This is a genomic window from Terrabacter sp. 01T434 (assembly GCF_056398545.1).
This window is the reverse complement of sequence record NZ_JBFTPP010000004.1, coordinates 236319-261848: the sequence shown is the minus strand read 5'-3', so window position 1 is coordinate 261848 and position 25530 is coordinate 236319. Positions and strand designations below refer to the sequence as shown.

The window sequence follows — 25530 nt, the reverse complement described above, 5'->3', positions numbered from 1 at the left end:
AACTAGCTGACAGGACCATGATCATGACCGAACAACGACCACTCCTCGACACCTTGACCGAGATGACGGCAGCGTCGATCGCGCACGTTGACATGGTCGACCGAGAACTGATGCTGGTTCGCCTTGCGGGCCTGGTAGCCGTCGACGCACCGCCGTCGTCGTATCTGCTGAACCTGGGCCCTGCAGTCGACAGCGGCCTGACGTTGGAGGACACCCAGAGTGTGCTGGCGGCTCTGGCACCGATTGTTGGTGGCCCGCGGGTGGTCGACGCCGCTGCCACGATCGCCACCGCCCTGGGATACGCCTTGGCCATCGAGGACGCGCTGGAGACGGACGGGGCCTGAGCTGGCGCTCAGCCCGACACGAACGAGCCATAGGAGCTGTGATGGAAGGACTGGACACGTTTGCCGCATTCGCTGCAACGTACGGATCTCTGGACGATGCCGAAGCCGACTACGAGACGATCAAGTCGTTGTACTACGACGAGCACATCGTCGACACGTTCGACGCCGCGGTCGTCTCCAAGAACGACAAGGGCAAGGTGAAGATCGTCAAGAAGCATGAGCAGCCGCTCCGGCAGGGGGCGTGGGTCGGAGGCGGCCTGGGGTTGGCGACCGGTCTGTGCGTTGCCTTGTTCCCTGCGGTCGCCGTGGGGGCAGGCCTCATGTGGGGCGCCGGCATCGGCGCCGGTCTGGGGGCGCTTGCCGGGCATGCCGCCGGCGGGATGAGCCGCTCAGACCTCAAGGACCTGGGGGAGACGCTCGACGCCGGCCAGTGCGCGGTTGTCACAGTGGCCGCTGCGGCCATCGCAGACCGCGTCGCCGATAGCCTCAAGGGCGCCCAGAAGGTGGACCGCAAGGAGCTCAAGGCTGACCCCAAGGCCGTGAAGGATGACGTGGCCGCCGCGGGGGCGACCACCTGACTGGCCCCCTGGCCGGTGGACGCTGCCCGTGACGGCGTCCACCGGAGGCCACTGCGGAGACTGCTGTTCCTCATGCGTGCACGACGGTATGGCAGGACCAGTCCTTGCGTCCCGACAGACAAGGCCTTGAGCCCAATCAGTCACCACCACACCTGACCCGTCGGTCGAACAGCCACGCGAAGGAGGCGACTCGTCACATGCCGGTCCGTTCAGTTCGGATGCCCTTGGGGGTGCTTGTCTGCGTTGCCGCCTTACTCTGGGTTCTCGTCGGCTGCGGCAGCTCACCGTCGACGACCATCAAATCGACGACGACGTCGTCCGCCGGATGCGCCGACGTCATGGCATTGAAGAGCTCCCTGCTGGCGCTCAAGAACGTGAACATCCAGCAGGGTGGGGTCGATGCCCTGACCAGTGCCCTCGCCGATGTGAAAACGAAGCTCGACGCCGCTACATCATCGGCCTCGAGTGATCTGCAGCCCAGTGTGAAGGAGGTGCAGACGGCAGTCGCTTCCCTGGAGACCGCGACCAATGGGCTGACGACGAGCAACCTCACCCAGAAGACGCCTGCAATCGCAGCGGCGTTGACCCGGGTCGCCACCGCAATCTCGGCGCTGTCGACCACCATCGCGCAGCGCTGCCCGGGCAGTTGATGAATGTCGGGTTCGCGTCTGGAGTCAGAGTGGCGTCGACTGAATGGTGATCCGGCGCAGTAGCACTGGCGCACATCGGCAAGCAGGTCATCGGTGACGTCACTCATCGTCGCGCCGGAACGAACTACACGTCGACGGACTGCCGGCGGAACTCCTCGGAGTAGTTCTTGCAGGCCGTGATTCAGGATCACCTCGCCTCCGCGGCAGATGCTGGATTCGGCGTATCCACGAAGCGGGGTGAGAACCCCACCGCGCCCGCACAACCGGCCCTCCGTTTACCGCCGGGGGGTGCCACGACCGGCGAGCGAGATGTCAGCAGGGGGTGCTTGGTCAATGACCAACAGGTTCAATCGCCTCGGCGTTCTCGGCCTCGGGCGGAATGGTTGCTGGACTGGTCGGTTCGGCAAACGCGAGCCGATCCCGTGCCGCGGGGCGGTGGACGCCCTCCGCCGCCACCTCGATGCCCAGAACGCCTGGCGTAGCAAGATCACGGACGCGTGGCAGGAGCACGATCTCGTCTTCTGCACCCGCGGCGGCCTCCCGCTGGACCCCGCCAATGTGCGGCGATCCTTTTGCGCTGCGATGAGCAGGCCGGACTCGACGACCAGGTGTGGACGCCGCGGGAGCTGCGCCACAGCTTCGTCTCACTCATGTCAGACGCCGGCGTGCCGTTGGAGGACATCTCGCGCCTCGTCGGGCACCGCAGCACGATCGTGACCGAGTCCGTCTACCGCAAGCAGCTGCGCCCAGTACTGACCCAAGGGACCGAGGCGATGGACCGACTCTTCCGGCCGCCAGACAGATCTTCTGACCTCCCCAACTGGGTCTCGAAGACGGATCCTTGGTCAAGCAGTTGGTCAAGCAGCAGCCCTTCGGAGCGGATCGGCCCCACGAACGAAGCAGCCCCTGACCGGCGTTTCCGCTGGTCAGGGGCTGTTTCGTGCTGGTGGGCGATACTGGGTTTGAACCAGTGACCTCTTCCGTGTCAAGGAAGCGCGCTACCGCTGCGCCAATCGCCCGTGGGTCTTGCTGTCCTGCTTGGTACTTCGTGGTGTCTCACCGAGGTGGAGACGGGATTTGAACCCGTGTACGCGGCTTTGCAGGCCGCTGCCTCGCCTCTCGGCCACTCCACCGTGGAAGGCAAGTGGATCTTTGCCTCCGAGCGGACGACCGGGCTCGAACCGGCGACCTCAACCTTGGCAAGGTTGCGCTCTACCAACTGAGCTACGTCCGCGGAAACACCAGCGGTGTAACTTCCCCGCTCGGTGCTTGCTAGACATTAGCCGATCGATGCACGAGATACAAAACCGGTCCTGACGCCCGTTCAGCGCCGGCCGCCACCCCCGCTCACGAGGACCTCGAGGCCCGATCCGACGCCTCCTGCACAGCTGCTGTGCCGTCCCCTGCGCCGTCTGCCGCGCCCTGCCCGGCGCCCCGCTGGATCGCCGCCGTGATCGGCCCGCGCTCGCCGCTCTCGAACTGCTGGTCACGGCCCCGCCCGTCGTCGTCCGTCACCGGTGGAGCGGTGTCCGACGTCCCCGCCTCGCCTTCGGCACGGGTCAGGAGTCCCCCGGCCCCTTCCATCGCCCAGTTGACGAGGCGGACGTCGGCGCCCTCGTGCAGGGCGACGGGCCAGAGGGTGTTCGCGGCCGCGTTGAGGCCGGCGCCGATGAGGATGGCCACGGCCAGCGCGTACAACCACACGAGCAGGACGATGGGCGTGCTGAGCGGCCCGTAGATCGAGGAGCCGCCCATCGAGGCCTCGAGCGAGATCCGCACGACATACGACGCGCCGATCCAGATGGCCATGGCGAGGACGGCGCCGGGCACGTTGCGCCGCCACGGACTCCGCTGCGGCGTGGAGACGTGGTACATCGAGGCGAGCAGCGCGACGCTGAAGATGATCAGCGTCGGCCAGTAGAGCGCCCTAGTGGCGGTCGCCGCCGCCTCCGGCAGCCACGAGGCCAGCAGTCCCGGCCCGAGGAGCATCAGCGGCAGCACGACGACGGCGGAGAGGATGCCGAGGGTGTAGAGCAGCAGGCTGAAGGCGCGCATGTGAACGATCCCGCGAGCGTCCTTCTGTCCGTACATGATCGAGACCGTGTCGACGAACACGTTCAGCGCGCGCGACCCCGACCACAGCGACAGGATGAACCCCACCGAGATGACGTCGACGCGTCCGTCGCGAAGCACGTCGTCGATCGTCGGCAGCAGCAGCTCGTCGATGCTGGACTGGGTGAGGAAGCGCGAGGCATACACCTGGATCGCCGAGACGATGCTGTTGATCGTGTTGGGGCCGATCCATCCGCCGACGAAGCCGAGCCCGCCGAAGAGGCCGAGGACCAGCGGCGGCAGGCTGAGGAGCATGAAGAACGCGCCCTCGGCGGCCAGTCCGGTGACGCGGTAGCGCAGGCACACCCGGATCGTCTCCTGGGTCAGCTTCGCGAGCGGCACGCCCCACGGCACCCGCTCCAGCACTGCCCGCGTCCTCGTCCGTGCACTCATCGTCTCCGAGGCTAACGGGGTCATCCGCCACCCATCACCAGTGATCGGGGCAACACGCGTCGGGGCAGCCACACACGCGGGCCCCCGCCTAGTCTCGGCAGGGTGAGCACACACGAGGTGACCAACCAGGTCCCGCCCTTCGTCGGCGGCGACTTCCTCACCGACGACGTCGCGTTGCGCGAGTCCGTGGAGCGCTGGGGCGGCCCCGCAGCGCTTGCCGACCTCGCCCCGCTCGGGAGGCTGGCGGGCACCGAGGAGGCGCAGGAGCACGGGCGGCTCGCCGACACCCACGTGCCGGTCCTGCGCACTCACGACGCCCGCGGAAACAGAGTCGACGAGGTCGAGTTCCACCCGTCGTGGCACTGGCTGATGACCCAGGCAGTCGGTGCCGGTCTCACCGCCGAGCCGTGGACGTCGGCCCCCAGCTCTGGCGCACACGTGCGGCGTGCCGCCGGTTTCGTCCTCTGGTCGCGCGTCGAGGCGGGACACGGCTGCCCCGTCTCGATGACGTATGCCGCGGGCTCGGCTCTGCGACACGACGCCACGGTGGGTGCCCGCTGGCTGCCCGCCCTGGCGAGCCGGAGCTACGACTTCGGCATCCGGCCCGTCACGCAGAAGGCCGGGGCCATCGCGGGCATGGGCATGACCGAGAAGCAGGGCGGCTCGGACGTGCGCGCCAACACGACCGGTGCCGTCCCGACCCCGGGGGGCCCGCTGCTCGGCGAGACCTACCGCCTGACCGGCCACAAGTGGTTCTGCTCGGCGCCGATGAGCGACGTCTTCCTCGTGCTGGCCCAGGCGCCCGGCGGACTCACTTGCTTCGTCGTGCCTCGTGCCCTCGACGACGGCACACGCAACACGTTCGCTCTTCAGCGGCTCAAGGACAAGCTCGGCAACCACTCGAACGCCTCGAGCGAGGTGGAGCTCGACGGTACCTGGGGCAGCCGCATCGGTGACGAGGGCCGGGGCGTGCGCACCATCATCGACATGGTGCAGGCCACCCGACTCGACTGCATCCTCGGCTCGACGGCGACGATGCGCGATGCCGTCTCGCGCGCTGTGCACCACGCGCGGCACCGCACCGCTTTCGGGTCCCTGCTCGTCGACCAGCCCCTCATGCGCAACGTGCTCGCCGACCTCGCGCTCGAGGCCGAGGCTGCGACCGTGCTCGGCCTACGGCTGGCGCACGCCGTCGACGTCGGCGAGACCGAGTTCGCCCGGCTCGGTGTGGCGCTCGGCAAGTTCTGGGTGTGCAAGCGCACGGCCGCGCTCGTGGCAGAGGCTCTCGAGTGCCTGGGCGGGAACGGCTACGTCGAGGAGAACGGTCTCGCCCGGCTCTACCGCGAGGCACCCCTCAACTCCATCTGGGAGGGTTCCGGCAACGTCAACGCCCTCGACGTCATGCGCGCCGTGACACGAGAGCCGGCGAGCCTCGAAGCGCTGACGAAGGAGCTGCACGAGGTGCGCGGGCGGAGTGTCGAGCTCGACGCGTACACCGATGCCGCTCTGGCACAAGCACGTTCGCTCGACCCTACGTCAGCGGACGCCGCGTTCGGCGCACGCGCCGTCGTCGAGCAGCTGGCCCTTGCTCTCCAGGCGAGCCTGCTCGTCCAGCACTCCCCCGCGCCGGTCGCCGATGCGTTCGTCGCGAGCCGGATCGCCGGGCGACGGGGACACACCTTCGGGTCGCTCGACGTCGACCTGGCCGGTGTCGCCTCAGCCGTCATCGACCGGGCCGGCTGACGGCGCGAGCCTTCCCACGAATCGCTCTGGGCGGCAAACGCCCTCGTGGTGTGGAGGCTCGGCGACGGCGCGTGTCAACTGGCCGAGAGTCGTTTCTTCTCGGCCTCGACGTCGAAGTCCGCCTGCGGCCACTGGAGGTTCATGCCCCGCAGCCCCTCGAGCAGCAGCTGCTGCACGGCGAGCCGGGCGTACCACTTGCGATCGGCAGGCACGACGTGCCAGGGCGCCCCCACCGTCGACGTCTTGTCGAGGACCGTCTGGTACGCCTCCATGTACGAGCCCCAGTGACTCCGCTCGTCGACGTCACCCGGGTTGTACTTGTAGTACTTGTCCGGCCGGTCGAGACGCTCCATCAGGCGCGTTCGCTGCTCGTCCCTGGAGATGTGCGTCATCACCTTGATGACAGTCGTGCCCGCGGCGATCGCCTTGCGCTCGAAGGCGTTGATCTGGGCGAAGCGCTTGGACCACACCGCCTCGGGCACGAGCTCGTGCACGCGGACCACGAGCACATCCTCGTAGTGCGAGCGGTCGAAGACGCCCAGCTCGCCGGGCTCGGGCAGGGCCTTCTCGATGCGCCAGAGGAAGTCGTGGGCGAGCTCCTCCTTCGTCGGCGCCTTGAACGCGGTCGCCTTGACGCCCTGGGGGTTGACCGAGATGACGTGACGCATGATCCCGCCCTTGCCCGAGGTGTCCATGCCCTGCACGACGAGCAGGACCGACCGCTTGGAGCCGACGGTGGACTCGGCGAAGAGCCGCTCCAGCAGGTCGGACAGCTCGGCCTCGCACGCCTTGAGCGCTGCCTTGCCGGCGATCTTGTCGCCCGTGAAGCCGGGAGTCGCCGAGGTGTCCACGTCCGCGAGGACGAAGCCCTTGCCCACACGGAGGGTGTTGGCGATGTCCTTGATCTCCTGGACCGCCTCGGCCTCGTGCTCCGCGATCGCCTCGTCCTGGCGCGCCTGCTGCTCGACCTCCTTGGCCGCTGCCTTGCTCGAGGCCTTCCGCGAGGCCTTCCGCGCCTTCTTGTCCAGCTTCTTGTCGGACTTGCCGTGCTTGCCCTGCGCGCCCTTGCCCATGGCGTCATCCTGCCCGAACGGCGCCCGACGCGACGGGATAGAGGGCGACGGATCGTGCGGGTCTGCCCTGCCGTCACCGATACTGGCCGCATGCTCCTGCTCGTTCCGGGCCGGTCCGGCCTACCCGCCCTGACAGACCTCGACACGGCAGGCCTCTTCGCCGCGTATGCCGCGCCGCGTGACCCGTGGGTGCGCTGCAACATGGTCACCTCCCTCGACGGGGCCGCGACCGGCGCCGACGGACGCTCGGGGTCGATCAACAACGACGCCGACCACATGGTGTTCGAGGTCCTGCGCGCCTTGAGCCACGTCGTTGTGGTGGGCGCGGGCACGATCCGTACCGAAGGCTATTCGCCACTCTCCGTGAGTGATTCACTCTCGGGCCTCCGGCGTGGGCACGGGCTCCCAGCCGCGCTGCCGCTCGTCGCGGTCAGCCAGCGCGGGGACGTGCCGCCGACTCTGAGCGGATGCCGCGACGGTCGGGTTCTCCTCGCGCTCCCGGCTGCAGCTCCCGGGCTCGCAGGCGCACGCCGTGACCTGGGCGAGGAGAACGTCCTCGTCTGCGGTGACGACGAGCTCGACGTGGAGGCGCTCGTCGCAGCCCTGCACGGCCGCGGCTGGACGCAGATCCTCACCGAGGGCGGCCCGAGCCTGCTCGGCTCCTTCCTCGCCGCCGGACAGCTCGACGAGCTCTGCTTCACGATCAGTCCCCAGGTCGTCGGTGGCCAGCATCCCCGTCCGGTCGGACCGAACGGAACACCCGCGGACCTCGACCTCGAACTGCTCGTCGAGCAGGACGGCACCCTGATGGGTCGCTGGTCCGTCCGCCGCTGACCCGCCGGCCTGACCGGCCGCTGGGTCAGCGGGTCGGTAGGTCAGCGGCTTTCGACGAACTCGCGCAGCGCGCCCTCCCAGCGCTGCGGGTCGTGGTTCCACTCCCGGCAGTGCCCCGCCGTCTCCCAGCGCTCGAATCGGACCAGGTCGGGTCTTCGGCCCGCTAGCGCCACCGCCGGGCCGATCGGCACGAAGTCGTCGCCGTCCGAGGCGACGAGGAGCATCGGATGGCGCAGCTCGTCCGCCCGGGCCACCCAGTCTGTGCGCGCGACGTCGATCGGCTCACGCACCCCGACGAGGCGCCGACTCCGAGACGAGCCCATCAGGTCGGTCGCCACGCGCACCAGCGGGCCGGGCACCTTGTGCAGTCGCCCGTGGTGGCGCAGAACGACTCCCCAGTCGATCACCGGGGAGTCGAGGACCACCCCGACGACGTATTCGGACAGTGTCGAGCGGTCGAGCGCCTGGAGCACGATGGCGCCACCCATCGACCAGCCGAACAGGAGGATGCGTCGCGCCCCGTGGGACACGGCATAACCCATGGCGGCCTCGACGTCGCGCCACTCGGAGAGGCCGAGGTTGTAGCGCCCGTCCGGTCCTCGCGGGGCGTCGCGGTCGTTGCGGTAGGCGGTGACGAGACTCGTCCAGCCCGCATCGCGCAGCATCGGGACGGCACGGAGCGTCTCCTCCCTGCGCGCACCCCGGCCGTGCACCAGGATGGCCCAGTCGTTCCCGGCAGTCCGGGTTCCCGGGCGCACCAGCCAGCCGGGCAGCGGCCCGACGTCGGAGAGGATGCTGACGTCCTCGTCCGGCAGGCCAAGGCTGACGGAGGGGCGGTCCCAGTAGTAGTACTGGTTCCAACGGGCCGGGCCCCGCTCGATCCGTCCGCGGTCGACGGCCACGAGCCGGCGGGTGACCGACGTGGCGTCCGTGCCGAGGATCTCCCCCACCCGGGCGTGGCCCGCTCCCCCGTCGAGCCACACGCCGAAGCGGCCGGGAAGGATGGTGTCAGGGGTCGGGGCCAAGGTGACGCTCTCGGCGTCGTGGCGCACGATCTCGACGTCGTCGGGCTGCAGCTCGTCCGGCGTGATCACCTTCCGGGCGAAGTACGCCGCCGCAGCGACCGAGCCGCCGGCCGCGCCCAGCACGGAACCGGTGCCCGCGGCCGCCGCCACGAGCACCGGGCGCGAGACGAGACGGCGCAGCTGCACGCCCTCATCGTCGCAAAGGACGGCGCCCCGGCACGGCAGGGCGACGGGCGTGCCGCGCCCCTGCCGACCTCGTCAGGCCGCCGTGGCCGGCCTCGGGGCACAAACCCGGGCGGCGTGGCGTTGGTCAGGGCATGAGCCACCACAACACCTCCGACAAGCCGTATGCCGTCCAGCGCACCGACGAGGAGTGGCGCGCCGCCCTGACGCCCGCCGAGTACAAGGTGCTGCGACAGGCCGGCACCGAGCCGGCCTTCCGCGGCGAGTACACCGACACCAAGACCCAGGGCGTCTACTCCTGCCGCGCCTGCGGCACCGAGCTCTTCCGCAGCGACACGAAGTTCGAGTCGCACTGCGGGTGGCCGTCGTTCTACTCCCCCCTGGCCGGCGACACCGTCGAGTACATCGAGGACCGGACGTTCGGGATGAAGCGCGTCGAGGTGCGCTGCGCCAACTGCGGATCGCACCTGGGCCACGTCTTCGAGGGCGAGGGCTATGACACCCCGACGGACCAGCGCTACTGCATCAACTCGATCTCTCTGCGGCTCCAGCCCGACGACGAGCCGGGTCGCGAAGCCTGAGCGGCCACACCCCGTGCCACGGCCGGGCCTCCTCGCCTAGATTCGTCCTATGCACGACGACGGCGACATCCGCGTCAGCAGTGCCGAACGCGAGGAGGCCCTGGCAGCCCTGGCCGAGCACCACGCGGCCGGACGCCTCGACGCCAACGACTACGAGGACCGGCGAGGCAGGGCCACGGACGCGATCGTCCGACGAGACCTGACCTCGCTCTTCACCGACCTGCCCGAGCCCCGGCCCCGGCTCGAGGGCGCGACCGGGAAGGGCGCGGGCAGAAACGCCGCCCGCCCCGCGACCGCTCGGTCCAGCACGAGGAGCAAAGTCGCACGAACCCTCGTGAGCCTGTCGCCGTTCATTGCGCTCGTCGCGTTCTTCCGCACCGACTCGTGGCTGGTGTTCCTGCTCATCCCGATCATCGCGATCCTCGCCCGGGCCATCGACGAATGACGGCCCGAGGTCGCTGGGCGGCGGCCGTCAGCGCAGGTTGGCGACGAGCTCGGCCGGCTCGACCCGGGGTCCGGTGAAGAAGGGGATCTCCTCGCGCACATGCATCCGGGCGCGGGACGCGCGCAGCTCGCGCATGAGGTCGACGATGCGGTGGAGCTCGTCGGCCTCGAAGGCCAACAGCCACTCGTAGTCGCCCAGCGCGAACGACGCGATGGTGTTGGCGCGCACGTCCGGGAAGTCCCGCGCCATCTGACCGTGCTCACGGAGCAGGTCGCGACGCTCACCGTCCTCGAGGAGGTACCACTCGTAGGAGCGGACGAACGGGTAGACGCAGATGTACTTGCGGGCGACCTCGTCGGCCATGAACGCCGGGATGTGGCTCTTGTTGAACTCGGCCGGGCGGTGCAGGGCTGCGCTGCTCCAGACCGGCTCGAGGTGCTGGCCGAGCTCGGTGCGCAGGAGACGGTGGTAGGCGGACTGGAGCTGCTCGATCGTCTCGGCGTGCCACCAGATCATGAAGTCGGCGTCTCCGCGCAGACCCGCGACGTCGTAGATGCCGCGCACGACGACGCCCTCGCCGCTGATGTCGGCCAGGAACGCCTCGAGCTCTGCCGTGACCTTCGCCCGGTCGTCGCCGAGCGGCGTGACGGTGCTGAACACCGACCACATGCAGTAGCGGATGGTGTCGTTGATCTCTCGCATCTGGGACGGGGTCAGGCGCTCGCTCATAGGTCCATCATCCCCCGCAGTCCTCGCGGTCCCTTCAGGGGGTCAGGACCGCCCGCGCCGCCGCCCGCCCGGACGCGATGCAGGCCGGGATCCCGACGCCGTCGTAGGCAGCCCCGCACAGCGCGAGCCCCGAGGGCAGCGCGCGGGCGGGCGCCAGGCGTGAGCGGTGGCCCACGGCATACTGCGGCAGTCCCCCGCCCCAACGCTGCACGTGGGTGGCGACGGGAGTGGGCACCTCGGGCCCGAGGACGGCCCGCAGGTCGGCCAGCGCCACGGCGACGAGCTCGTCGTCGGACCGGTGCAGGGTCGCCTCCTCACGGTGCCGGCCGACCGAGGCACGCAGGAAGGTGCGGTCCGGGTGGGCGGCAGCGAGCCATGGCCACTTGACCGAGCTGAAGGTCGACGCCTTGATCGTCAGCGGCTCCGTGGGCGGGACGAGGAAGCCGCTGCCGTCGAGGACGGTCGGCGCGGACCCCTCGAGCGCGAACGTCACGATCGCCATGGATGCGTACTCGACCGTCGAGAGGGCTTCGGCGGCGGCGGGGGCGACGTGACGCAGCAGGCGTGAGGTCGGCGCGGCGGGGACAGCGACGACGACGGCGTCGAACCGTTCGTCGACGACCTCGGTCGTGGGTCCCGTCGACACCACCCACCCCCCACCGTCGCGACGCAGCCCGCGTGCGAGCGCCCCGGTGCGCACCTGCACACCGGCGCTGACGAGCTCGCGCTGCAGGATCTCGGGCAGCGTCCCGAGGCCGCCGACGAGCGAGGCGAAGACCGGGCGACCCGCGAGGGAACCGTTGGCCGAGGCGTCTGCCGCGGCCCGGGCCACGTCGAGCAGCGGCCTTCCCTCGTGGGCTGCCACCGCCAGCGCTGGCACCGCCTGCTCGGCGGAGAGCTCCCGGGCGTGCCCGGCGTAGACGCCGGCCAGGAGGGGTTCGACGAGCCGGTCGGTGACGGCAGCGCCCAGCCGGGCGTCGACGAGGTCGCCCACCGAGATGTCGCCGACGACAGGGCCACCGACCTCCTCACGGACGAGGCGGTCCACCTCCTCGTCCGTGAGGAGCCCGCGCACCGACTCGGGGTCGGAGGGCACACCCATGACGGTGCCGCGCGGCATCGGCCAGAGTCGTCCCCGCGAGAAGATCGCCGCGCCGGCGGAGCCGGGGTGGGTGGTGAGGTCGTCGAGCCCGAGCTGCCCGAAGAGTGCCAGCGCCTCCGGCCGGCGGGCCAGGACCGACTCGGCGCCGACGTCGATGCGGACGCCCCCGACGTCCTCGAGTCGCAGCTTCCCACCGAGGCGGTCGGAGCCCTCGATCACCGTGACGGAGACGTCGGCGCCGCCGTGGCTGAGCTCCCAGGCTGCCGCCAGCCCACTGATCCCACCACCGATGACCGCGACCGTCCTGCTCATGCCGCCACTCTTTCATCCGGTTCGCGCTCCGGATGACCGGCCTGACCGCCGGGGCGTCGGGGCCGCAACGTTCTGCGCCCCCGGCGTGTCCTTCATGACAAGCACGTCGCCACGCCTGCGGCTCCCGTTCTGTACAGCGGTCTGCACAGCTCACCGGCCACAGCGGACGACCCGTCGGAAGGTATGCCATGACTGCGACGCCACACCTGCCGCGCCTGACGCGCCTGACATCCGGCCCTCGGCGCAGGGCTCTCGCTGCGCTCGCCGTGGCCGTTGCCGTGCTCGTCCTGTCGATCGCGTTGGGCCTCAGGGCTCTTCACGGCTCCACGTCCTCCAATCCTTCGGCAGGGTCCTCTGTCGGGGAATCCGGCCGCAGTGCCGTCGCGGAAGGAGGGGTGTCGGGAGCGGACGTCCCGGCCGACGCCTCTGGCGCCAAGGCACCAGCCGCCGACCCCGGCGCTTCGGGAAACGGTCTGACGGGGACGGGCACGGTCGTCGAGTCGAAGATCGCGCGGTCCGCCTGGCTCGGCATCAAGGTCGGCGACCTCACGGGGTCAGCGGCCCGGGCCCGTGTCATCGCCACCGATGCAGGCGGTCAGGTGACGTCCGAGAACGTCGTCACTGCAGCCGACCCGACCGGCGGGCCCACGGGACCAGGTGGCGTCGACCCGCGGCTCGGGTCCGGCACGTCGGTCCCGGACGTCGGCGTGGACGAGGCACGCATGGTGCTCAGCGTCCCGGCGAAGGCGCTCGACGACGTGCTGACCCAGCTGTCGAAGATCGGGTCCGTGAGCTACCGCTCGTCGCAGTCGCAGGACGTCACCGACAGCTACATCGACACCAAGGCCCGCATCCAGCCGATGCGCGACGGCATCGACCGCGTTCGTGCCCTGCTCGCCAAGACCACGGACCTCCAGCAGGTCATCACGCTCGAGAGCGAGCTGAGCCGGCGCCAGGCCGACCTGGACTCGCTCGAGCAGCGCCTCGCCAAGCTCGACGCGGTGACGACGACGAGCGACGTCACCGTCACGCTCTGGACCGACGCGACCACGCCGGTGCCGACCGAGGGCGGGATCACGGGTGGCCTGCGCACCGCGTGGGACAGCCTCCTCGGCTCCGTGACGGTCATCCTCACCGGGCTCGCCGCGCTCGTGCCGTGGCTCGTCCTGCTCGTGCCGCTCACCCTGCTGGGCCTTCGGGTCTGGCGCCGCCGAAGCGCAGGTATGCCCTCCGCGACCTCCCACAGCGCAGGTGACCCTCTGGCCCTCCCCCCGCCCCTACCTGCTGCGGAGACAGTCAGCGCGTCCTCACCCGCCGGTCCCGGCGCCTCCCCCTCCGGCGACTGAGTGCCGACGCGGTCAGCGGTTCGTCGGCGGTTCGTCGGCCGTTCGTCGGCGGTTCGGTCAGCGACCGAACCGCCGGCGGAGCATGTCCCCGACCTGGCGGACCTCGCGCACGTGCAGGGCGTGGGCGATGCCGACGTAGATGACACCGAAGACGAGGCCGACGAGACCGATCTCCACCGCGCTGGCGAACATCCGCTTGATCGCGGAGGGCGAGCTCTCGATGGCGGCGCCGGTGATCGGATGGAGCACCAACGTCACCCCCCAGGCGACGACACCGGCGACGGCGGCAGCAACGCCGACGCGCGACGCCGTGACCAGCCCGCCCATGAGGCCGAGGGGTCCGGTGCGCCGGCGCAGCAGGACGAGGCCCACCCCCGAGCTGACCACGTTGCCCACGGTCTGACCCATCGCCATGATGCCGATGGCCCACACCGGGTTGACGAAGAACGTCACGACACCGGCGAGAGCGCTGATGGCGGTGAGCAGGGCCTGCATGACGACGGTCGGCTTGCCGTCCTCGAGCGCGAAGAACATGCGGTAGCAGAGCAGGTCGAGACCGAACGGGACGAGCCCGAGGATCATGATGATCAGGACGCTGGCCGACACCTCGACGGACCGGGCGTCGATTCCCGGGTTGAGCAGCGCCACGATCGGGTTGGCGAGCACGATGACCGCCACCATGATCGGCACGTTCGCCACCAGCGGCATCGCCAGACCGGAGCGGAAGTCACGTCGAAGGCCCTCCCGATCGCCGGCAGCGGCTGCCGCCGAGAAGCGCGGGAAGAGCGCCGTCATGATCGAGACCGTGATGAAGGCGTGCGGCAGCATGAAGAGCGTGAACGCGATGCTGTAGGCCATGGGTCCACGTGCAGCGCTCTTCAACCCGAGCACGCTGGCCTGCGCGGTGGCGTTGTTGAGGACGCCCTGGCTGATGAAGAAGCCGATCTGTGAGACGGCCAGGCCGGAGAAGGCCCAGAGGGCGAGCCGGCTCACTCCACCGAGCCCGACTCCTCGCAGGCCCCAGCGCGGCCGGTAGTGGAACCCGGTGCGCCGCAGGGCCGGCACGAGCGAGAGCGCCTGGACCACGACGGAGAGCGTCGCCGAGCCTGCGAAGAGCCAGATCATCGGTCCGGTCCACTCGGAGGGGTCGCGGGGCTGCTGCTGCCGGTTCGGACCGACGCGGTGCGGCTGACCGAAGACGACGAGGAAGAGGACGAGGCCGGCGACCGCGACGACGTTGGCGATGAAGGGCGCCCACGCGAACGCGCCGAACTGCCCCCGCGCGTTGAGGACCTGCCCGAGCAGGGCGAAGAGACCGTAGAAGAAGATCTGCGGGAGGCAGATGAGCGAGAACGCCAGCGCGAGGTCCTTGAACTGGGGCGAGGAGCTGCGCGCGAGCAGCCACACGAAGCCGCCGGCCCCGGCCATGACGACGACGGTGATGAGAGCCATCCCGGCCAGGGCGACCGTGATGACGCGGTCGGTGAACTCCTGGCCGCCGTCCTCGAGCTTCATGGCGCGCGCGAGCGACGGGATGAGCACCGCGTTGAGGATGCCGCCAGCGGCGAGGACGTAGAGGACGTTGGGGAGGGTGTTGGCCAGGGAGAAGGCGTCGCCCGCCAGCTGCGCACCGATGATCGCGGTGATGAGACCGTTGCGCACCACCCCGAGGACGCGCGACGCCACCGACCCACCGAGCATGGTGAGACTGGAGCGAGCGACCGAGGGAGCCGCCGTCGTCATCGGCGGCTCGAGCACTCGTGGACGAGCGCGGTCACCCGGGTGAGCACGTCGGGGTCGACGTTCGGCAGCACGCCGTGACCGAGGTTGAAGATGTGGCCGGGCGCGCGGCGCCCTTCCTCGACGATCTCCCGCACGCGCCGTTCGAGGGCGTCCCACGGCGCGAAGAGCAGGGCTGGGTCGAGGTTGCCCTGCACGGCATACGTCGGCCCGAGCCGGTCGACGGCGTCGGTCAGCGACACGCGGTAGTCGACCCCGACCACCTCGGCCCCAGCCGCCCCCATGAGAGCCAGCAGCTCGCCCGTGCCCACCCCGAAGTGGATGCGGGGCACGTCGAGGTCCTCGACCATGCCCAGCGCGACCGCGGAGTGCGGCATCGCGCGGGCGGCGTAGTCCGCGCGCGACAGCGCACCGGCCCAGGAGTCGAACAGCTGCACGGCGCTGGCACCGGCCAGTGCCTGCACACGCAGGAACTCGCCTGAGATCTGGGCGAGTCGGGCACACAGGGCGTCCCACAGGTCCGGGTCGCCGTGCATGAGCGCCTTGGTCTTCTCGTGGTTCTTCGAGGGCCCGCCCTCGACGAGGTAGGAGGCGAGCGTGAAGGGCGCCCCGGCGAATCCGATGAGCGGGATGTCGCCGAGCTCACGGACCAGCTGGCCCACGGCCTCGGTGACGAAGGGGACGTGCTCCGGAGTCAGCGGGACGAGCTGGTCGAGATCGGCCGCGGTCCGGATCGGCCGGGCCACGACGGGACCGACACCCGGCACGATGTCGAGGTCGACGCCGATCGCCTTGAGCGGCACGACGATGTCACTGAAGAAGATGGCCGCGTCGACGCCGTGACGACGCACCGGTTGCAGCGTGATCTCCGTGACGAGGTCGGGCCGCATGCACGACTCGAGCATCGGGATGCCCTCGCGCACGGCGCGGTACTCGGGGAGCGATCGACCAGCCTGGCGCATGAACCACACCGGCGTCCGGGTGACCGACTCGCGGCGCGCAGCGCGGACGAGGTCGCTCTGGCGGGTGGCGGTCGGAGCAGTGGTCGGCACCGGTCAATCCTGCCACGACGCCCGGGTGGCCCCGCGCCACGCGCACCCGGCGCGCCCTGAGGACAGAACGCCCGACTGCGGCTTACCCTCATCTGGTGCACACGCGAACGTTGCCGGGCAATCACGGCGCGGTCTTCGCACGGACGCTCAGCGCCCTGCGAGACGTCCGTCTGCGCTCCGAGGTGCGCCTGACCGAGGTGCCGGCGCCGACCCGCATCGCCCCGTACGCCGCAGCCCTCACCGCCGACGTCATCGACGTCGAGGACCCCGACGAGGACCTCGCGACCGGCCGGTTCGTCGTGCTGCACGATCCCGCGGCGCCCGACACGTGGGACGGGCAGTGGCGCATCGTCACCTTCGCCCGGGCCGAGCTCGAGCCCGAGCTCGCCGGCGATCCGATGCTCGGTGCGGTCGGCTGGTCCTGGCTCTCCGACTCCCTGACCAACCGCAACCTCGGCTGGACGGCCGAGGCGGGGACGGTGACGCGCGTCGTCAGCGAGAGCTTCGCGGGGCTCGCGGACCGCGAGGCGAGCGTCGAGATGGAGATCCGGGCCTCGTGGACGCCGGCGGGCGGAGACGTCGCCGACCACCTCCGGGCCTGGGCCGACATGCTGTGCACCATCGCCGGCATCCCCCCACTGCCCGACGGCGTGGTCCCGCTACCGGGGCAGCGACGGTGACGGCAGAGCCGAGCGAGACCATCAACGACCTCGACGACGCCGCCGGCATCGCGCCTGACCACGTCCCGGACCTCGTCCCCCTGACCCACCCGCGTGACGGCGTGCCCGACGTCGTCGTCGACGAGCGCACACTGATGCGCGCCGCCGAGGCGATCGGGTCGGGCACGGGTCCGGTGGGCATCGACGCCGAGCGGGCGTCGGGCTACCGCTACGGCCAGCGCGCCTACCTCGTCCAGATCAGGCGCGAGGGCGCAGGCACCTGGCTCATCGACCCCATCGCGTGCCCCGACCTCTCCCCCGTCGGCGAGGCCATCGGCGACGCCGAGTGGATCCTGCACGCCGCCACCCAGGACCTTCCGTGCCTGGCCGAGGTCGGCCTCCGTCCGCAGTCGCTCTTCGACACCGAGCTCGGGGGGCGTCTCGCCGGGCTACCCCGCGTCGGCCTCGGCGCGATGGTCGAGCACTACCTCGGCCTCCAGCTCGCCAAGGAGCACTCCGCCGTCGACTGGTCGGTGCGGCCGCTGCCCGAGCCGTGGCTGCTGTATGCCGCCCTCGACGTGGAGGTGCTCGTGGACCTCCGTGACGCCGTCGCTGCGGAGCTCTCGTCGCAGGGCAAGATCGCTTGGGCCGCAGAGGAGTTCGAGCACCTGCTCGACTTCACCGGCCCGGAGCCACGCGTCGACCCCTGGCGACGCACCACCGGGATGCACAAGGTGCGCGGCCGACGCGGTCTCGCGATCGTGCGCGAGCTGTGGCTGTGGCGTGACCGCATGGCCCAGGAACGGGACACCTCTCCCGGGCGAATCCTTCCCGACGCCGCGATCAGCGAGATCGCCGTCGCCAACCAGCGCGCGACCAAGCCGCCGCGCACCGTGGGCTCCGCCGAGCCGCGGCTCGCGCGATCGGTGCGGCGTCACCAGGAGGCGATCATCGAGGTCGTCGCGCACGCCCTGGCGCTGCCCGAGTCCGACCTGCCCGTCCTCGCCCTGCCGCCCAGTGGTCCACCCCCACCCAAGGCGTGGGCCGACCGTGACCCCGTCGCCGCTGCCCGACTGGCGCGGGCCCGGGAGCTGCTCGGCGCCATCTCCCAGGAGCTCGCCGTCCCGGTCGAGAACCTCCTCACCCCGGACCTCCTGCGCCGCTTCCTCTGGGACGGCCCGGCCGCCCCGACGACGACCGAGGTCGCCGAGGCGCTCGTCGCGATGGGCGCCCGGCGCTGGCAGACGACCATCACAGCGCCACTCATCTCGCTCGCGTGCAGCGAGCACGCCCCCGCCTGACCCCCTCCCCCAATCGAAAGAGCAATCCGTCCGGGACGCCTCACGGTTGACTGACCGGCAGGGCGGACGGATTGCTCTTTCGATTGTTCGGAGGGGGAACGCTGACGCCGTCTAGAGCGCCGCTGGCAGACGACGATCACCGCGACACTCATCTCGCTCGCGTGCAGCGAGCACGCCCCCGCCTGCCCCCCTCCCCCAATCGAAAGAGCAATCCGTCCGGGACCCGCTCACGGCTGGCTGACCCGCAGGGCGGATGGATTGCTCTTTCGATCGTTCGCAGGGGAACGCTGACGCTGTCGAGAGCGCGGCGCTGGCAGACGACCATCACCGCGCCACTCATCTCGCTCGCGTGCAGCGAGCACGCCCCCGCCTGACCCCCCTCCTCCAATCGAAAGAGCAATCCGTCCGGGACGCGCTCACGGTTGACTGACGGGCAGGGCGGACGGATTGCTCTTTCGATTGTCTGACTGGGCGCGCACGGGCGGTGGTGAGGATGGTCACCCGGAGGCCCGTTGGCCCTGAAGTTACCCGGCAGTAGTCTCGACCTGACCGCTGTAGAACCACATCAGGAGGCACTGTGCCCCGCGCACTTCATGAGGTCGTCTTCGTCGACGGCGTCCGGACGCCGTTCGGCAAGGCCGGCGACAAGGGCATGTATGCCCAGACCCGGGCCGACGACCTCGTCATCCGGTGCATCCGCGAGCTGCTGCACCGCAACCCGAACCTTCCCAAGGACAAGGTCGAGGAGGTCGCCATCGCGGCGACCACCCAGATCGGCGACCAGGGACTGACGCTCGGCCGCACGGCCGCCCTCCTCTCGGGCCTGCCGAACACGACGCCCGGCTACTCCGTCGACCGGATGTGCGCCGGCGCGATGACCGCTGTGACCAACACAGCCAGCTCGATCGCCTTCGGCGCCTACGACATCGCCATCGCCGGCGGCGTCGAGCACATGGGCCGCCACCCCATGGGCGAGGGCGTCGACCCGAACCCGCGCATCGTGTCCGAGAAGATCGTCGACCCCGACGCGCTCGTCATGGGCAAGACCGCCGAAAACCTCCACGACCGCTTCCCCCAGCTGACGAAGCAGCGCTCCGACGCCTTCGCCGTCGGCAGCCAGGACAAGCTCGCGCAGGCGTATGCCGACGGCAAGATCCAGCGCGACCTCGTCACCGTGGCCACCCGCCACGCCGAGAAGGGCTGGGGCCTCGCCACCGCCGACGAGCCGCCGCGCCCCGGCACGACCGTCGACGACCTCGGCCAGCTCAAGACCCCCTTCCGCGCCCACGGCAACGTGACCGCGGGCAACGCTGCAGGTCTCAACGACGGCGCCACGGCCTGCCTGCTCGCCTCCGAGCAGGCCGCCACCGATCTCGGCCTGCCGGTCCGGATGCGTCTGGTGTCGTTCTCCTTCGTCGGCGTCGAGCCCGAGGTCATGGGGGTCGGCCCCGTCCCGGCCACGGAGAAGGCCCTCGCCAAGGCCGGCCTCACCATCGAGGACATCGGGCTCTTCGAGCTCAACGAGGCCTTTGCCGTGCAGGTGCTCGCCTTCCTCGACCACTTCGGCATCGCGGACGACGACCCGCGCGTCAACGAGTACGGCGGCGCCATCGCCACCGGCCACCCGCTCGCCAGCTCCGGTGTGCGCCTGATGACCCAGCTCGCCCGCCAGTTCGAGGAGCACCCCGAGGTGCGCTACGGCCTGACCGCGATGTGCATCGGCATCGGCATGGGCGGCGCCGTCATCTGGGAGAACCCGCACCACGAGGACTACGTCGCCTCGATCGAGAAGGAGGACGTCGCGTGACCGCCACGACCGAGAAGCCCACGGCTGCAGCTGATTTCGCGAGCGAGGTCGTGACCCGTACGCCCGTCCACGACATCGACCTCCCGGGTGGCGGCGGCACGCTCGCCCTCATCACGCTCGACAACGGCTTCGACCACACCAAGCCCAACACCTTCGGCCCGCAGTCGATCGCCGGTCTCACCGAGACGATCGGACGCCTTCGCGAGCGTGCCGAGGCGGGCGAGATCGTCGCCGTGGCCGTCACCGGCAAGCCGTTCATCTTCGCTGTGGGCGCCGACCTCACGGGCGTTCCCTTCATCGGGTCCCGCGACCAGGCGCTCGAGATCGCACGAGCCGGCCATGCGGCATACGCCGCCTTCTCCGACCTGCCGGTCCCGACGTTCGCGTTCGTCAACGGCGCGGCCATGGGCGGTGGCGTCGAGCTGGCGCTGTCGGCGACCTACCGGACGATGAGCGCCGGAGTGCCCGCCGTCGCGCTGCCGGAGGTCTTCCTCGGCCTCGTCCCCGGCTGGGGTGGCTGCTGGATGCTGCCCAACCTCATCGGTGTCGAGAAGGCCATCACCGTCGTCATCGACAACCCGCTGAGCCAGAACCGCATGCTCAAGGGCGTCGACGCCTACAAGCTCGGCATGGCCGACGCGCTCCTCGAGCCGGCCGACTTCCTCGAGGAGTCGATCGCCTGGGCCGCGCGCGTCCTGTCCGGCGAAGTGACGGTCGAGCGTGCAGAGGTCGACCGCGACGAGACGGCGTGGAACGCCGCGATCGCCAAGGCCAAGGGGCTCGCCGACGTCAAGACCGGCCGCCAGGCCAGGAGCCCGTATGCCGCCCTCGACCTGCTCGCAGCCGCGCGCACCGCGACCCGCGAGCAGGGCTTCGCCGCCGAGGACGAGGTGCTCGCCGACCTGCTCATGAGCGACGAGCTGCGGGCCGGGCTCTACGCGTTCGACCTCGTGCAGAAGCGCGCCAAGCGCCCGGCCGGGGCGCCTGACAAGAGCCTCGCCCGGAAGGTGACCAAGGTCGGCATCGTCGGCGCCGGGCTCATGGCCAGCCAGCTCGCACTGCTCTTCATCCAGCGACTGCAGGTGCCGGTCGTGCTGACCGACATCGACGACGAGCGCGTCGCCAAGGGCGTCGGCTACGTCCACGCCGAGCTCGACAAGCTCGCGGGCAAGGGCCGGCTGGGCACGGACAAGCTCAACCGCTACAAGGCCCTCGTCAGCGGGTCGACGAGCAAGGACGGCTTCGCCGACGCCGACTTCGTCATCGAGGCGGTCTTCGAGGAGATGTCGGTCAAGCAGCAGGTCTTCGCCGAGGTCGAGGCCGTCGTCTCGCCCGAGTGCGTGCTCGCGACGAACACCTCGAGCCTTTCGATCGCCGAGATGGCATCGACGCTCGAGCACCCGGAGCGTGTCGTCGGCTTCCACTTCTTCAACCCGGTGGCCGTCATGCCGCTGCTCGAGATCATCCCCGGCGAGCGCACCGACGACCCCACTCTCGCAACGGCCTTCGCCGTCGGCAAGGCGCTGAAGAAGACGTGCATCCGGGCCGCGGACCGGCCGTCCTTCATCGTCAACCGCCTCCTCGGCCGCTTCATGGGCGAGGCCGCGAAGATCCTCGACGAGGGCACGCCGATCGAGGTCGTCGACCGGGCCTTCGCCGGTCTCGCCCCGATGCCGCCCTTCGTGCTGATCGGGCTCGTCGGTCCGGCCATCGCGTTGCACAACGGTGAGACGCTCGTGAGGGCGTTCCCCGACCGCTTCTACGCCTCGCCGACGCTCCAGCGGATCGTCGCTGCCGGCAAGCGCGGTTTCTACGACCTGAGCTCCGGCCGTCCGGTGCTCGACCCCGAGGTCGCCGAGCTCATCGAGAAGCCGGCCGAGCCGGTCGTGCTCGACCTCGCCCAGGTGCGCGAGCGGGTGCTCACGGTCCTCGCCGACGAGGCGCGCCGGATGCTCGACGAGGGTGTCGCCCAGGCCCCGATGGACATCGACCTGGCCATGATCACGGGCGCGGGCTTCCAGTTCTGGAACGGCGGCATCACGCCCCTGCTCGACCGCACGGGCGTCGCCGAGGCCGTCACTGGCTCGCGTTTCCTGCCCCAGGGCGTCGCCAACGCCCGCGGCTGACGCAGGACACGGCATACGACAGGGCAGGCCACGGGGCCGCGGACCCAGCACGACGGGTCCGCGGCCCCGTGTCGGCGTGGGCGATTTGCCTTAACTCATATATGAGTTAGCCTCGAAGCCGTGCCTCAGACCTACCTGACCCGAATCGGCGGACTCATCCGCGACGCGCGACGCCACAAGGGAATGACCCAGTCGGACCTCGCTGACCTCCTCGGGACCTCGCAAGGCGCGGTGACCCGGATCGAGCAGGGCAAGCAGAACCTCAGCCTCGACATGCTCGCCAAGATCGGCGACGCCCTCGACTCCGAGTTCGTCTCGCTCGGCCACTCCGGGCCCCAGCACCTGCGTATCGTCGGCGGCCAGAAGCTCAACGGCTCGATCGAGGTCAAGACCTCGAAGAACGCCGCCGTCGCGCTCCTGTGCGCCGCCCTGCTCAACCGCGGCCGCACGACGCTGCGCAGCCTGGCCCGCATCGAGGAGGTCAACCGCATCCTCGAGGTGCTCGCCTCGATCGGCGTGCGCACCCGCTGGCTCCCGGACAGCAACGACCTCGAGATCATCCCCCCGGCGGAGCTGAACCTCGACGACATCGATGTCGCCGCGGCGCGACGCACGCGCACCGTCATCATGTTCCTCGGCCCGCTGCTCCACGAGCTCGAGAGCTTCCAGCTGCCGTATGCCGGTGGCTGCGACCTCGGCACCCGCACCGTCGAGCCCCACCTGGCCGCCCTGCGCTCGTTCGGGCTCGAGGTCGCGGCCACGCACGGCTTCTACGAGGCGCGCTCCGACCGGTCGGTCGCGCCCGAGCGGCCGATCGTGCTCACCGAGCGCGGCGACACGGTCACCGAGAACGTCCTCATGGCGGCCGCCCGCCACGCAGGCACGACGGTGATCCGCAACGCGAGCCCCAACTACATGGTCCAGGACCTCTGCTTCTTCCTCGAGAAGCTCGGCGTCCGCATCGACGGCATCGGCACGACGACCCTGACGGTCCACGGCGTCGCCGACATCGACGTGGACGTGGAGTACTCCCCCAGCGAGGACCCGATCGAGGCGATGAGCCTCATCGCGGCCGCCGTCGTCACCGACAGCTCGATCACGATCCGCCGGGTCCCGATCGAGTTCATCGAGATCGAGCTCGCCACCCTCGACGGCATGGGCATGAAGTACAACCTGTCAGCGGAGTACACCTCGGCCAACGGCAGGACCCGACTCGTCGACCTCACAACGATCCCCGGGCCGCTCCACGCGCCGATCGACAAGATCCACCCGATGCCGTTCCCCGGCCTCAACATCGACAACCTGCCCTTCTTCGCGCTGATCGGCGCCGTCGCCGAGGGCAGCACGATGATCCATGACTGGGTCTACGAGAACCGTGCGATCTACCTCACCGAGCTGACGAAGGTCGGCGCCAAGGTGCAGCTGCTCGACCCGCACCGCGTCATCGTGGAGGGCCCGACGCGGTGGCGCGCGGCCGAGGTCGTCTGCCCGCCGGCCCTGCGTCCCGGCGTCGTCGTGCTGCTCGCGATGCTCGCCGCCCCGGGCACGTCCGTGCTGCGCAACGTCTACGTCATCAACCGCGGCTACGAGGACCTCGCCGAGCGCCTCAATGCGCTGGGCGCGACCATCGAGGTCTTCCGCGACATCTGAGCATTCGGCGCAGGTCACGCGCAGCCACCGCGCTGACCTGCGCCGATGTGTTCGCCGGACCAGTGCGTCTCTGGCGCTTCGCACAGGATCGACACAACTCTCCCGAGGGCCGATGGGCTGTTCGCCACAAGCGACGAGCTTCACGCCGCTGCCCGCACAGGCAGCACTACGACGCACCGGGGAAGCGTGGGAACGCCAGTAGTCTCTGGCTGGCTCAGCGGTCGATCATGCGCTGCATGGCCTCGGGGTAGCGCTCGCCGTGGACCTGCACGCTGGCCGATGCCCGGTCGAGCTCTGCCAGGTCGTCAGGGGTGAGGTCGAGGTCTGCGGATCCGAGGTTCTCGTCGAGGCGCTCGAGCCTTCTGGTCCCGGGGATCGGGGTGATCCACGGCCGCTGCGCGAGGAGCCAGGCCAGCGCGACCTGGCCGACCGTGGCCTGCTTGCGCTCGGCCACCGTCCTGATGAGGTCGACGAGCGCGAGGTTGGCTTGCAGCGCTTCCCGCTCGAAGCGCGGGAGAGAGGCGCGGATGTCGCCTTCGCCGAACTCGGTGGTGGCGGTGACCTGACCGGTCAGGAACCCGCGGCCAAGAGGGCTGAACGGCACGAAACCGATCCCGAGCTCCTCGAGCGCCGGAAGGATCGCCTCCTCCGGCTCACGCCAGAAGAGGGAGTACTCGCTCTGCAGGGCCGTGACCGGCTGCACCGCGTGGGCGCGGCGGATCGTCTCGACGCCGGCCTCCGACATCCCGAAGTGGTGGACCTTGCCCGCCTCGATGAGCTCCTTGACGGTGCCGGCGACCTCTTCGATGGGCACGTCCGGGTCGACACGGTGCTGGTAGAGCAGGTCGATCGCGTCGGTGCGCAGGCGGCGGAGCGAGCCCTCGACCGCGGCGCGGATGCTGTCCGGTCGGCTGGTGACGCCGGTCTGCGCGCCATTCTCGTCAAAGGCGAACCCGAACTTGGTGGCGATGACGACGTCCTCGCGGACGGGTTGCAGGGCCTCCCCCACCAGCTCTTCGTTGTGGAACGGGCCATAGACCTCAGCGGTGTCGAACAGGGTGACGCCCCGGTCGACCGCGGCGCGCAGGAACGTGATCATCTCCTCGCCTGGGGGTCGTGGTCCGAAGGACTGGCTCATGCCCATGCAGCCGAGTCCGAGAGCGGACACCTTCAGCCCGCGTGTGCCGAGAGTGCGTGTCTGCATTGCTGTTCTCCTTCGTGGTGGAATCAGGGCGAAACCCGTTGAGTGTCAGAGCTGTCCGGCTGGCCGCAGGAGGATCTCGTTGATGGTGAGGTGACGCGCACGTCCGGGAGCAGCTCCTGCCGGAGCGACTCGGACCACCCGTTGAGGCCCCACTTCGTCGCGGCGTAGACGCCGTTGCCGGCGCGGGCGGTGCGGCCGGCGACCGAGGAGACGTTGACGATGTCACCACCTCCGATCGAAGAGGCGCCCTTGATCTGGTCGAGGAAGACCTCAGCGGCGGTGATCGCGCCGAGGAGGTTGACCTCGACCATCTGGCGGTAGTCGTCGCGCTGGTCGGCGCCGAACGGGCCTAGGAGCATGACACCGGCGTTGTCGACGAGAACGGCTGCGCCGCCGAGCTCGGCCCGTACGCGGTCTGCGGCCGTGCGGAGGCTGGTGGCGCGGGCGGTGGCGGCGCCGATACCGGACGAGGCACCCGTGATGACGGCGACTCGGCCGGTCTGGATGGGCTGGGGTGTGGCGGTCATGGGGCGGGGTCTTC

At 70.2% G+C, this 25530-nt stretch carries 23 protein-coding genes and 3 tRNA genes; 14 read left to right on the top strand and 12 right to left on the bottom strand.

What is annotated here, in order from left to right:
- The first annotated feature begins 17 nt into the window (after positions 1 to 17).
- The 4 genes from AC1DIW_RS10820 (at position 18) to AC1DIW_RS10805 (ending at position 2546) form a co-directional block, all read left to right on the top strand.
- Positions 18 to 344, top strand: coding sequence for a carboxymuconolactone decarboxylase (locus AC1DIW_RS10820; protein WP_478108090.1), 327 nt, complete (start codon positions 18 to 20; stop codon positions 342 to 344).
- A 41-nt stretch (positions 345 to 385) separates the two neighbouring features.
- Complete coding sequence (locus AC1DIW_RS10815; protein ID WP_478108088.1) at positions 386 to 922, top strand: DUF1269 domain-containing protein; 537 nt, start codon at positions 386 to 388, stop codon at positions 920 to 922.
- A gap of 197 nt (positions 923 to 1119) precedes the next feature.
- A complete protein-coding gene (locus AC1DIW_RS10810; protein WP_442278176.1) occupies positions 1120 to 1572 on the top strand; it encodes a hypothetical protein in 453 nt (150 codons plus the stop codon).
- Between the two features lie 497 nt (positions 1573 to 2069).
- A complete protein-coding gene (locus AC1DIW_RS10805; protein ID WP_478108086.1) occupies positions 2070 to 2546 on the top strand; it encodes a tyrosine-type recombinase/integrase in 477 nt (158 codons plus the stop codon).
- On the opposite strand, the gene AC1DIW_RS10800 is transcribed toward AC1DIW_RS10805, so the two are convergent.
- From AC1DIW_RS10800 to AC1DIW_RS10785, 4 genes are all read right to left on the bottom strand, one after another.
- Positions 2517 to 2591 (bottom strand) — tRNA-Val (locus AC1DIW_RS10800). The genes AC1DIW_RS10805 and AC1DIW_RS10800 overlap by 30 nt on opposite strands.
- Positions 2592 to 2634: 43 nt before the next feature.
- Positions 2635 to 2705, bottom strand: a tRNA-Cys gene (locus AC1DIW_RS10795).
- A gap of 28 nt (positions 2706 to 2733) precedes the next feature.
- Positions 2734 to 2806, bottom strand: a tRNA-Gly gene (locus tag AC1DIW_RS10790).
- A 113-nt stretch (positions 2807 to 2919) separates the two neighbouring features.
- The gene (locus tag AC1DIW_RS10785) at positions 2920 to 4077 is read right to left on the bottom strand and encodes a YihY/virulence factor BrkB family protein (RefSeq protein WP_478108084.1); all 1158 of its coding nucleotides are present in this window, start codon (positions 4075 to 4077) and stop codon (positions 2920 to 2922) included.
- A gap of 102 nt (positions 4078 to 4179) precedes the next feature.
- Here AC1DIW_RS10785 and AC1DIW_RS10780 point away from each other — a divergent pair, with 102 nt between their 5' ends.
- A complete protein-coding gene (locus AC1DIW_RS10780) occupies positions 4180 to 5820 on the top strand; it encodes an acyl-CoA dehydrogenase family protein (protein ID WP_478108082.1) in 1641 nt (546 codons plus the stop codon).
- Between the two features lie 74 nt (positions 5821 to 5894).
- Here the strand turns inward: AC1DIW_RS10780 and AC1DIW_RS10775 are convergent, their stop codons facing one another.
- On the bottom strand, positions 5895 to 6893 hold the full coding sequence (locus AC1DIW_RS10775; protein WP_478108081.1) for a polyphosphate kinase 2 family protein: 999 nt from the start codon (positions 6891 to 6893) through the stop codon (positions 5895 to 5897).
- 90 nt (positions 6894 to 6983) lie between these two features.
- On the opposite strand from AC1DIW_RS10775, the gene AC1DIW_RS10770 reads away from it, so the two are divergent.
- The gene (locus AC1DIW_RS10770) at positions 6984 to 7727 is read left to right on the top strand and encodes a dihydrofolate reductase family protein (RefSeq protein WP_478108079.1); all 744 of its coding nucleotides are present in this window, start codon (positions 6984 to 6986) and stop codon (positions 7725 to 7727) included.
- Positions 7728 to 7768: 41 nt separating this feature from the next.
- Here AC1DIW_RS10770 and AC1DIW_RS10765 read toward each other — a convergent pair whose 3' ends face one another.
- The gene (locus tag AC1DIW_RS10765; protein WP_478108077.1) at positions 7769 to 8938 is read right to left on the bottom strand and encodes an alpha/beta hydrolase family protein; all 1170 of its coding nucleotides are present in this window, start codon (positions 8936 to 8938) and stop codon (positions 7769 to 7771) included.
- Between the two features lie 131 nt (positions 8939 to 9069).
- Here AC1DIW_RS10765 and msrB point away from each other — a divergent pair, with 131 nt between their 5' ends.
- Complete coding sequence (gene msrB / locus AC1DIW_RS10760) at positions 9070 to 9516, top strand: peptide-methionine (R)-S-oxide reductase MsrB (RefSeq protein WP_478108076.1); 447 nt, start codon at positions 9070 to 9072, stop codon at positions 9514 to 9516.
- A gap of 49 nt (positions 9517 to 9565) precedes the next feature.
- Positions 9566 to 9961 carry a DUF1707 domain-containing protein gene (locus tag AC1DIW_RS10755; protein ID WP_478108074.1) on the top strand — a complete coding sequence of 132 codons (396 nt, stop codon included), beginning with the start codon at positions 9566 to 9568 and terminating at the stop codon, positions 9959 to 9961.
- A gap of 27 nt (positions 9962 to 9988) precedes the next feature.
- Here AC1DIW_RS10755 and hemQ read toward each other — a convergent pair whose 3' ends face one another.
- Together hemQ and hemG are read right to left on the bottom strand one after the other, a co-directional pair.
- Complete coding sequence (gene hemQ / locus AC1DIW_RS10750) at positions 9989 to 10690, bottom strand: hydrogen peroxide-dependent heme synthase (RefSeq protein ID WP_442278185.1); 702 nt, start codon at positions 10688 to 10690, stop codon at positions 9989 to 9991.
- Positions 10691 to 10724: 34 nt separating this feature from the next.
- Positions 10725 to 12104 carry a protoporphyrinogen oxidase gene (hemG, locus tag AC1DIW_RS10745; RefSeq protein ID WP_478108072.1) on the bottom strand — a complete coding sequence of 460 codons (1380 nt, stop codon included), beginning with the start codon at positions 12102 to 12104 and terminating at the stop codon, positions 10725 to 10727.
- A gap of 395 nt (positions 12105 to 12499) precedes the next feature.
- On the opposite strand from hemG, the gene AC1DIW_RS10740 reads away from it, so the two are divergent.
- Positions 12500 to 13450 (top strand): DUF4349 domain-containing protein, encoded by a 951-nt coding sequence (locus AC1DIW_RS10740; protein WP_478108070.1) that lies wholly within the window; start codon positions 12500 to 12502, stop codon positions 13448 to 13450.
- Between the two features lie 57 nt (positions 13451 to 13507).
- Here AC1DIW_RS10740 and murJ read toward each other — a convergent pair whose 3' ends face one another.
- Together murJ and hemE are read right to left on the bottom strand one after the other, a co-directional pair.
- Positions 13508 to 15193: a murein biosynthesis integral membrane protein MurJ gene (gene murJ / locus AC1DIW_RS10735; RefSeq protein ID WP_478108068.1), complete on the bottom strand. Its 1686-nt coding sequence runs from the start codon at positions 15191 to 15193 to the stop codon at positions 13508 to 13510.
- Positions 15190 to 16242: a uroporphyrinogen decarboxylase gene (gene hemE, locus AC1DIW_RS10730; protein WP_478108066.1), complete on the bottom strand. Its 1053-nt coding sequence runs from the start codon at positions 16240 to 16242 to the stop codon at positions 15190 to 15192. Before hemE ends, murJ begins: the two co-directional genes overlap by 4 nt.
- A gap of 95 nt (positions 16243 to 16337) precedes the next feature.
- Between hemE and AC1DIW_RS10725 the strand changes: the two genes are divergently transcribed.
- The 5 genes from AC1DIW_RS10725 (at position 16338) to AC1DIW_RS10705 (ending at position 23785) form a co-directional block, all read left to right on the top strand.
- The gene (locus AC1DIW_RS10725; RefSeq protein ID WP_442278190.1) at positions 16338 to 16922 is read left to right on the top strand and encodes a DUF3000 domain-containing protein; all 585 of its coding nucleotides are present in this window, start codon (positions 16338 to 16340) and stop codon (positions 16920 to 16922) included.
- Positions 16919 to 18202, top strand: coding sequence for an HRDC domain-containing protein (locus AC1DIW_RS10720; RefSeq protein WP_478108064.1), 1284 nt, complete (start codon positions 16919 to 16921; stop codon positions 18200 to 18202). Before AC1DIW_RS10725 ends, AC1DIW_RS10720 begins: the two co-directional genes overlap by 4 nt.
- A 577-nt stretch (positions 18203 to 18779) precedes the next feature.
- Entirely contained in the window at positions 18780 to 20009 is a 1230-nt protein-coding gene (locus AC1DIW_RS10715; RefSeq protein WP_442278192.1) for a thiolase family protein, read from the top strand.
- Positions 20006 to 22135 (top strand): 3-hydroxyacyl-CoA dehydrogenase NAD-binding domain-containing protein, encoded by a 2130-nt coding sequence (locus tag AC1DIW_RS10710; protein WP_478108062.1) that lies wholly within the window; start codon positions 20006 to 20008, stop codon positions 22133 to 22135. Before AC1DIW_RS10715 ends, AC1DIW_RS10710 begins: the two co-directional genes overlap by 4 nt.
- A gap of 120 nt (positions 22136 to 22255) precedes the next feature.
- A complete protein-coding gene (locus tag AC1DIW_RS10705) occupies positions 22256 to 23785 on the top strand; it encodes a helix-turn-helix domain-containing protein (RefSeq protein WP_478108060.1) in 1530 nt (509 codons plus the stop codon).
- A gap of 214 nt (positions 23786 to 23999) precedes the next feature.
- On the opposite strand, the gene AC1DIW_RS10700 is transcribed toward AC1DIW_RS10705, so the two are convergent.
- Together AC1DIW_RS10700 and AC1DIW_RS10695 are read right to left on the bottom strand one after the other, a co-directional pair.
- A complete protein-coding gene (locus tag AC1DIW_RS10700; protein WP_478108059.1) occupies positions 24000 to 24989 on the bottom strand; it encodes an aldo/keto reductase in 990 nt (329 codons plus the stop codon).
- A 23-nt stretch (positions 24990 to 25012) separates the two neighbouring features.
- Positions 25013 to 25516: an SDR family oxidoreductase gene (locus AC1DIW_RS10695; protein WP_478108057.1), complete on the bottom strand. Its 504-nt coding sequence runs from the start codon at positions 25514 to 25516 to the stop codon at positions 25013 to 25015.
- Positions 25517 to 25530: the final 14 nt, after the last annotated feature.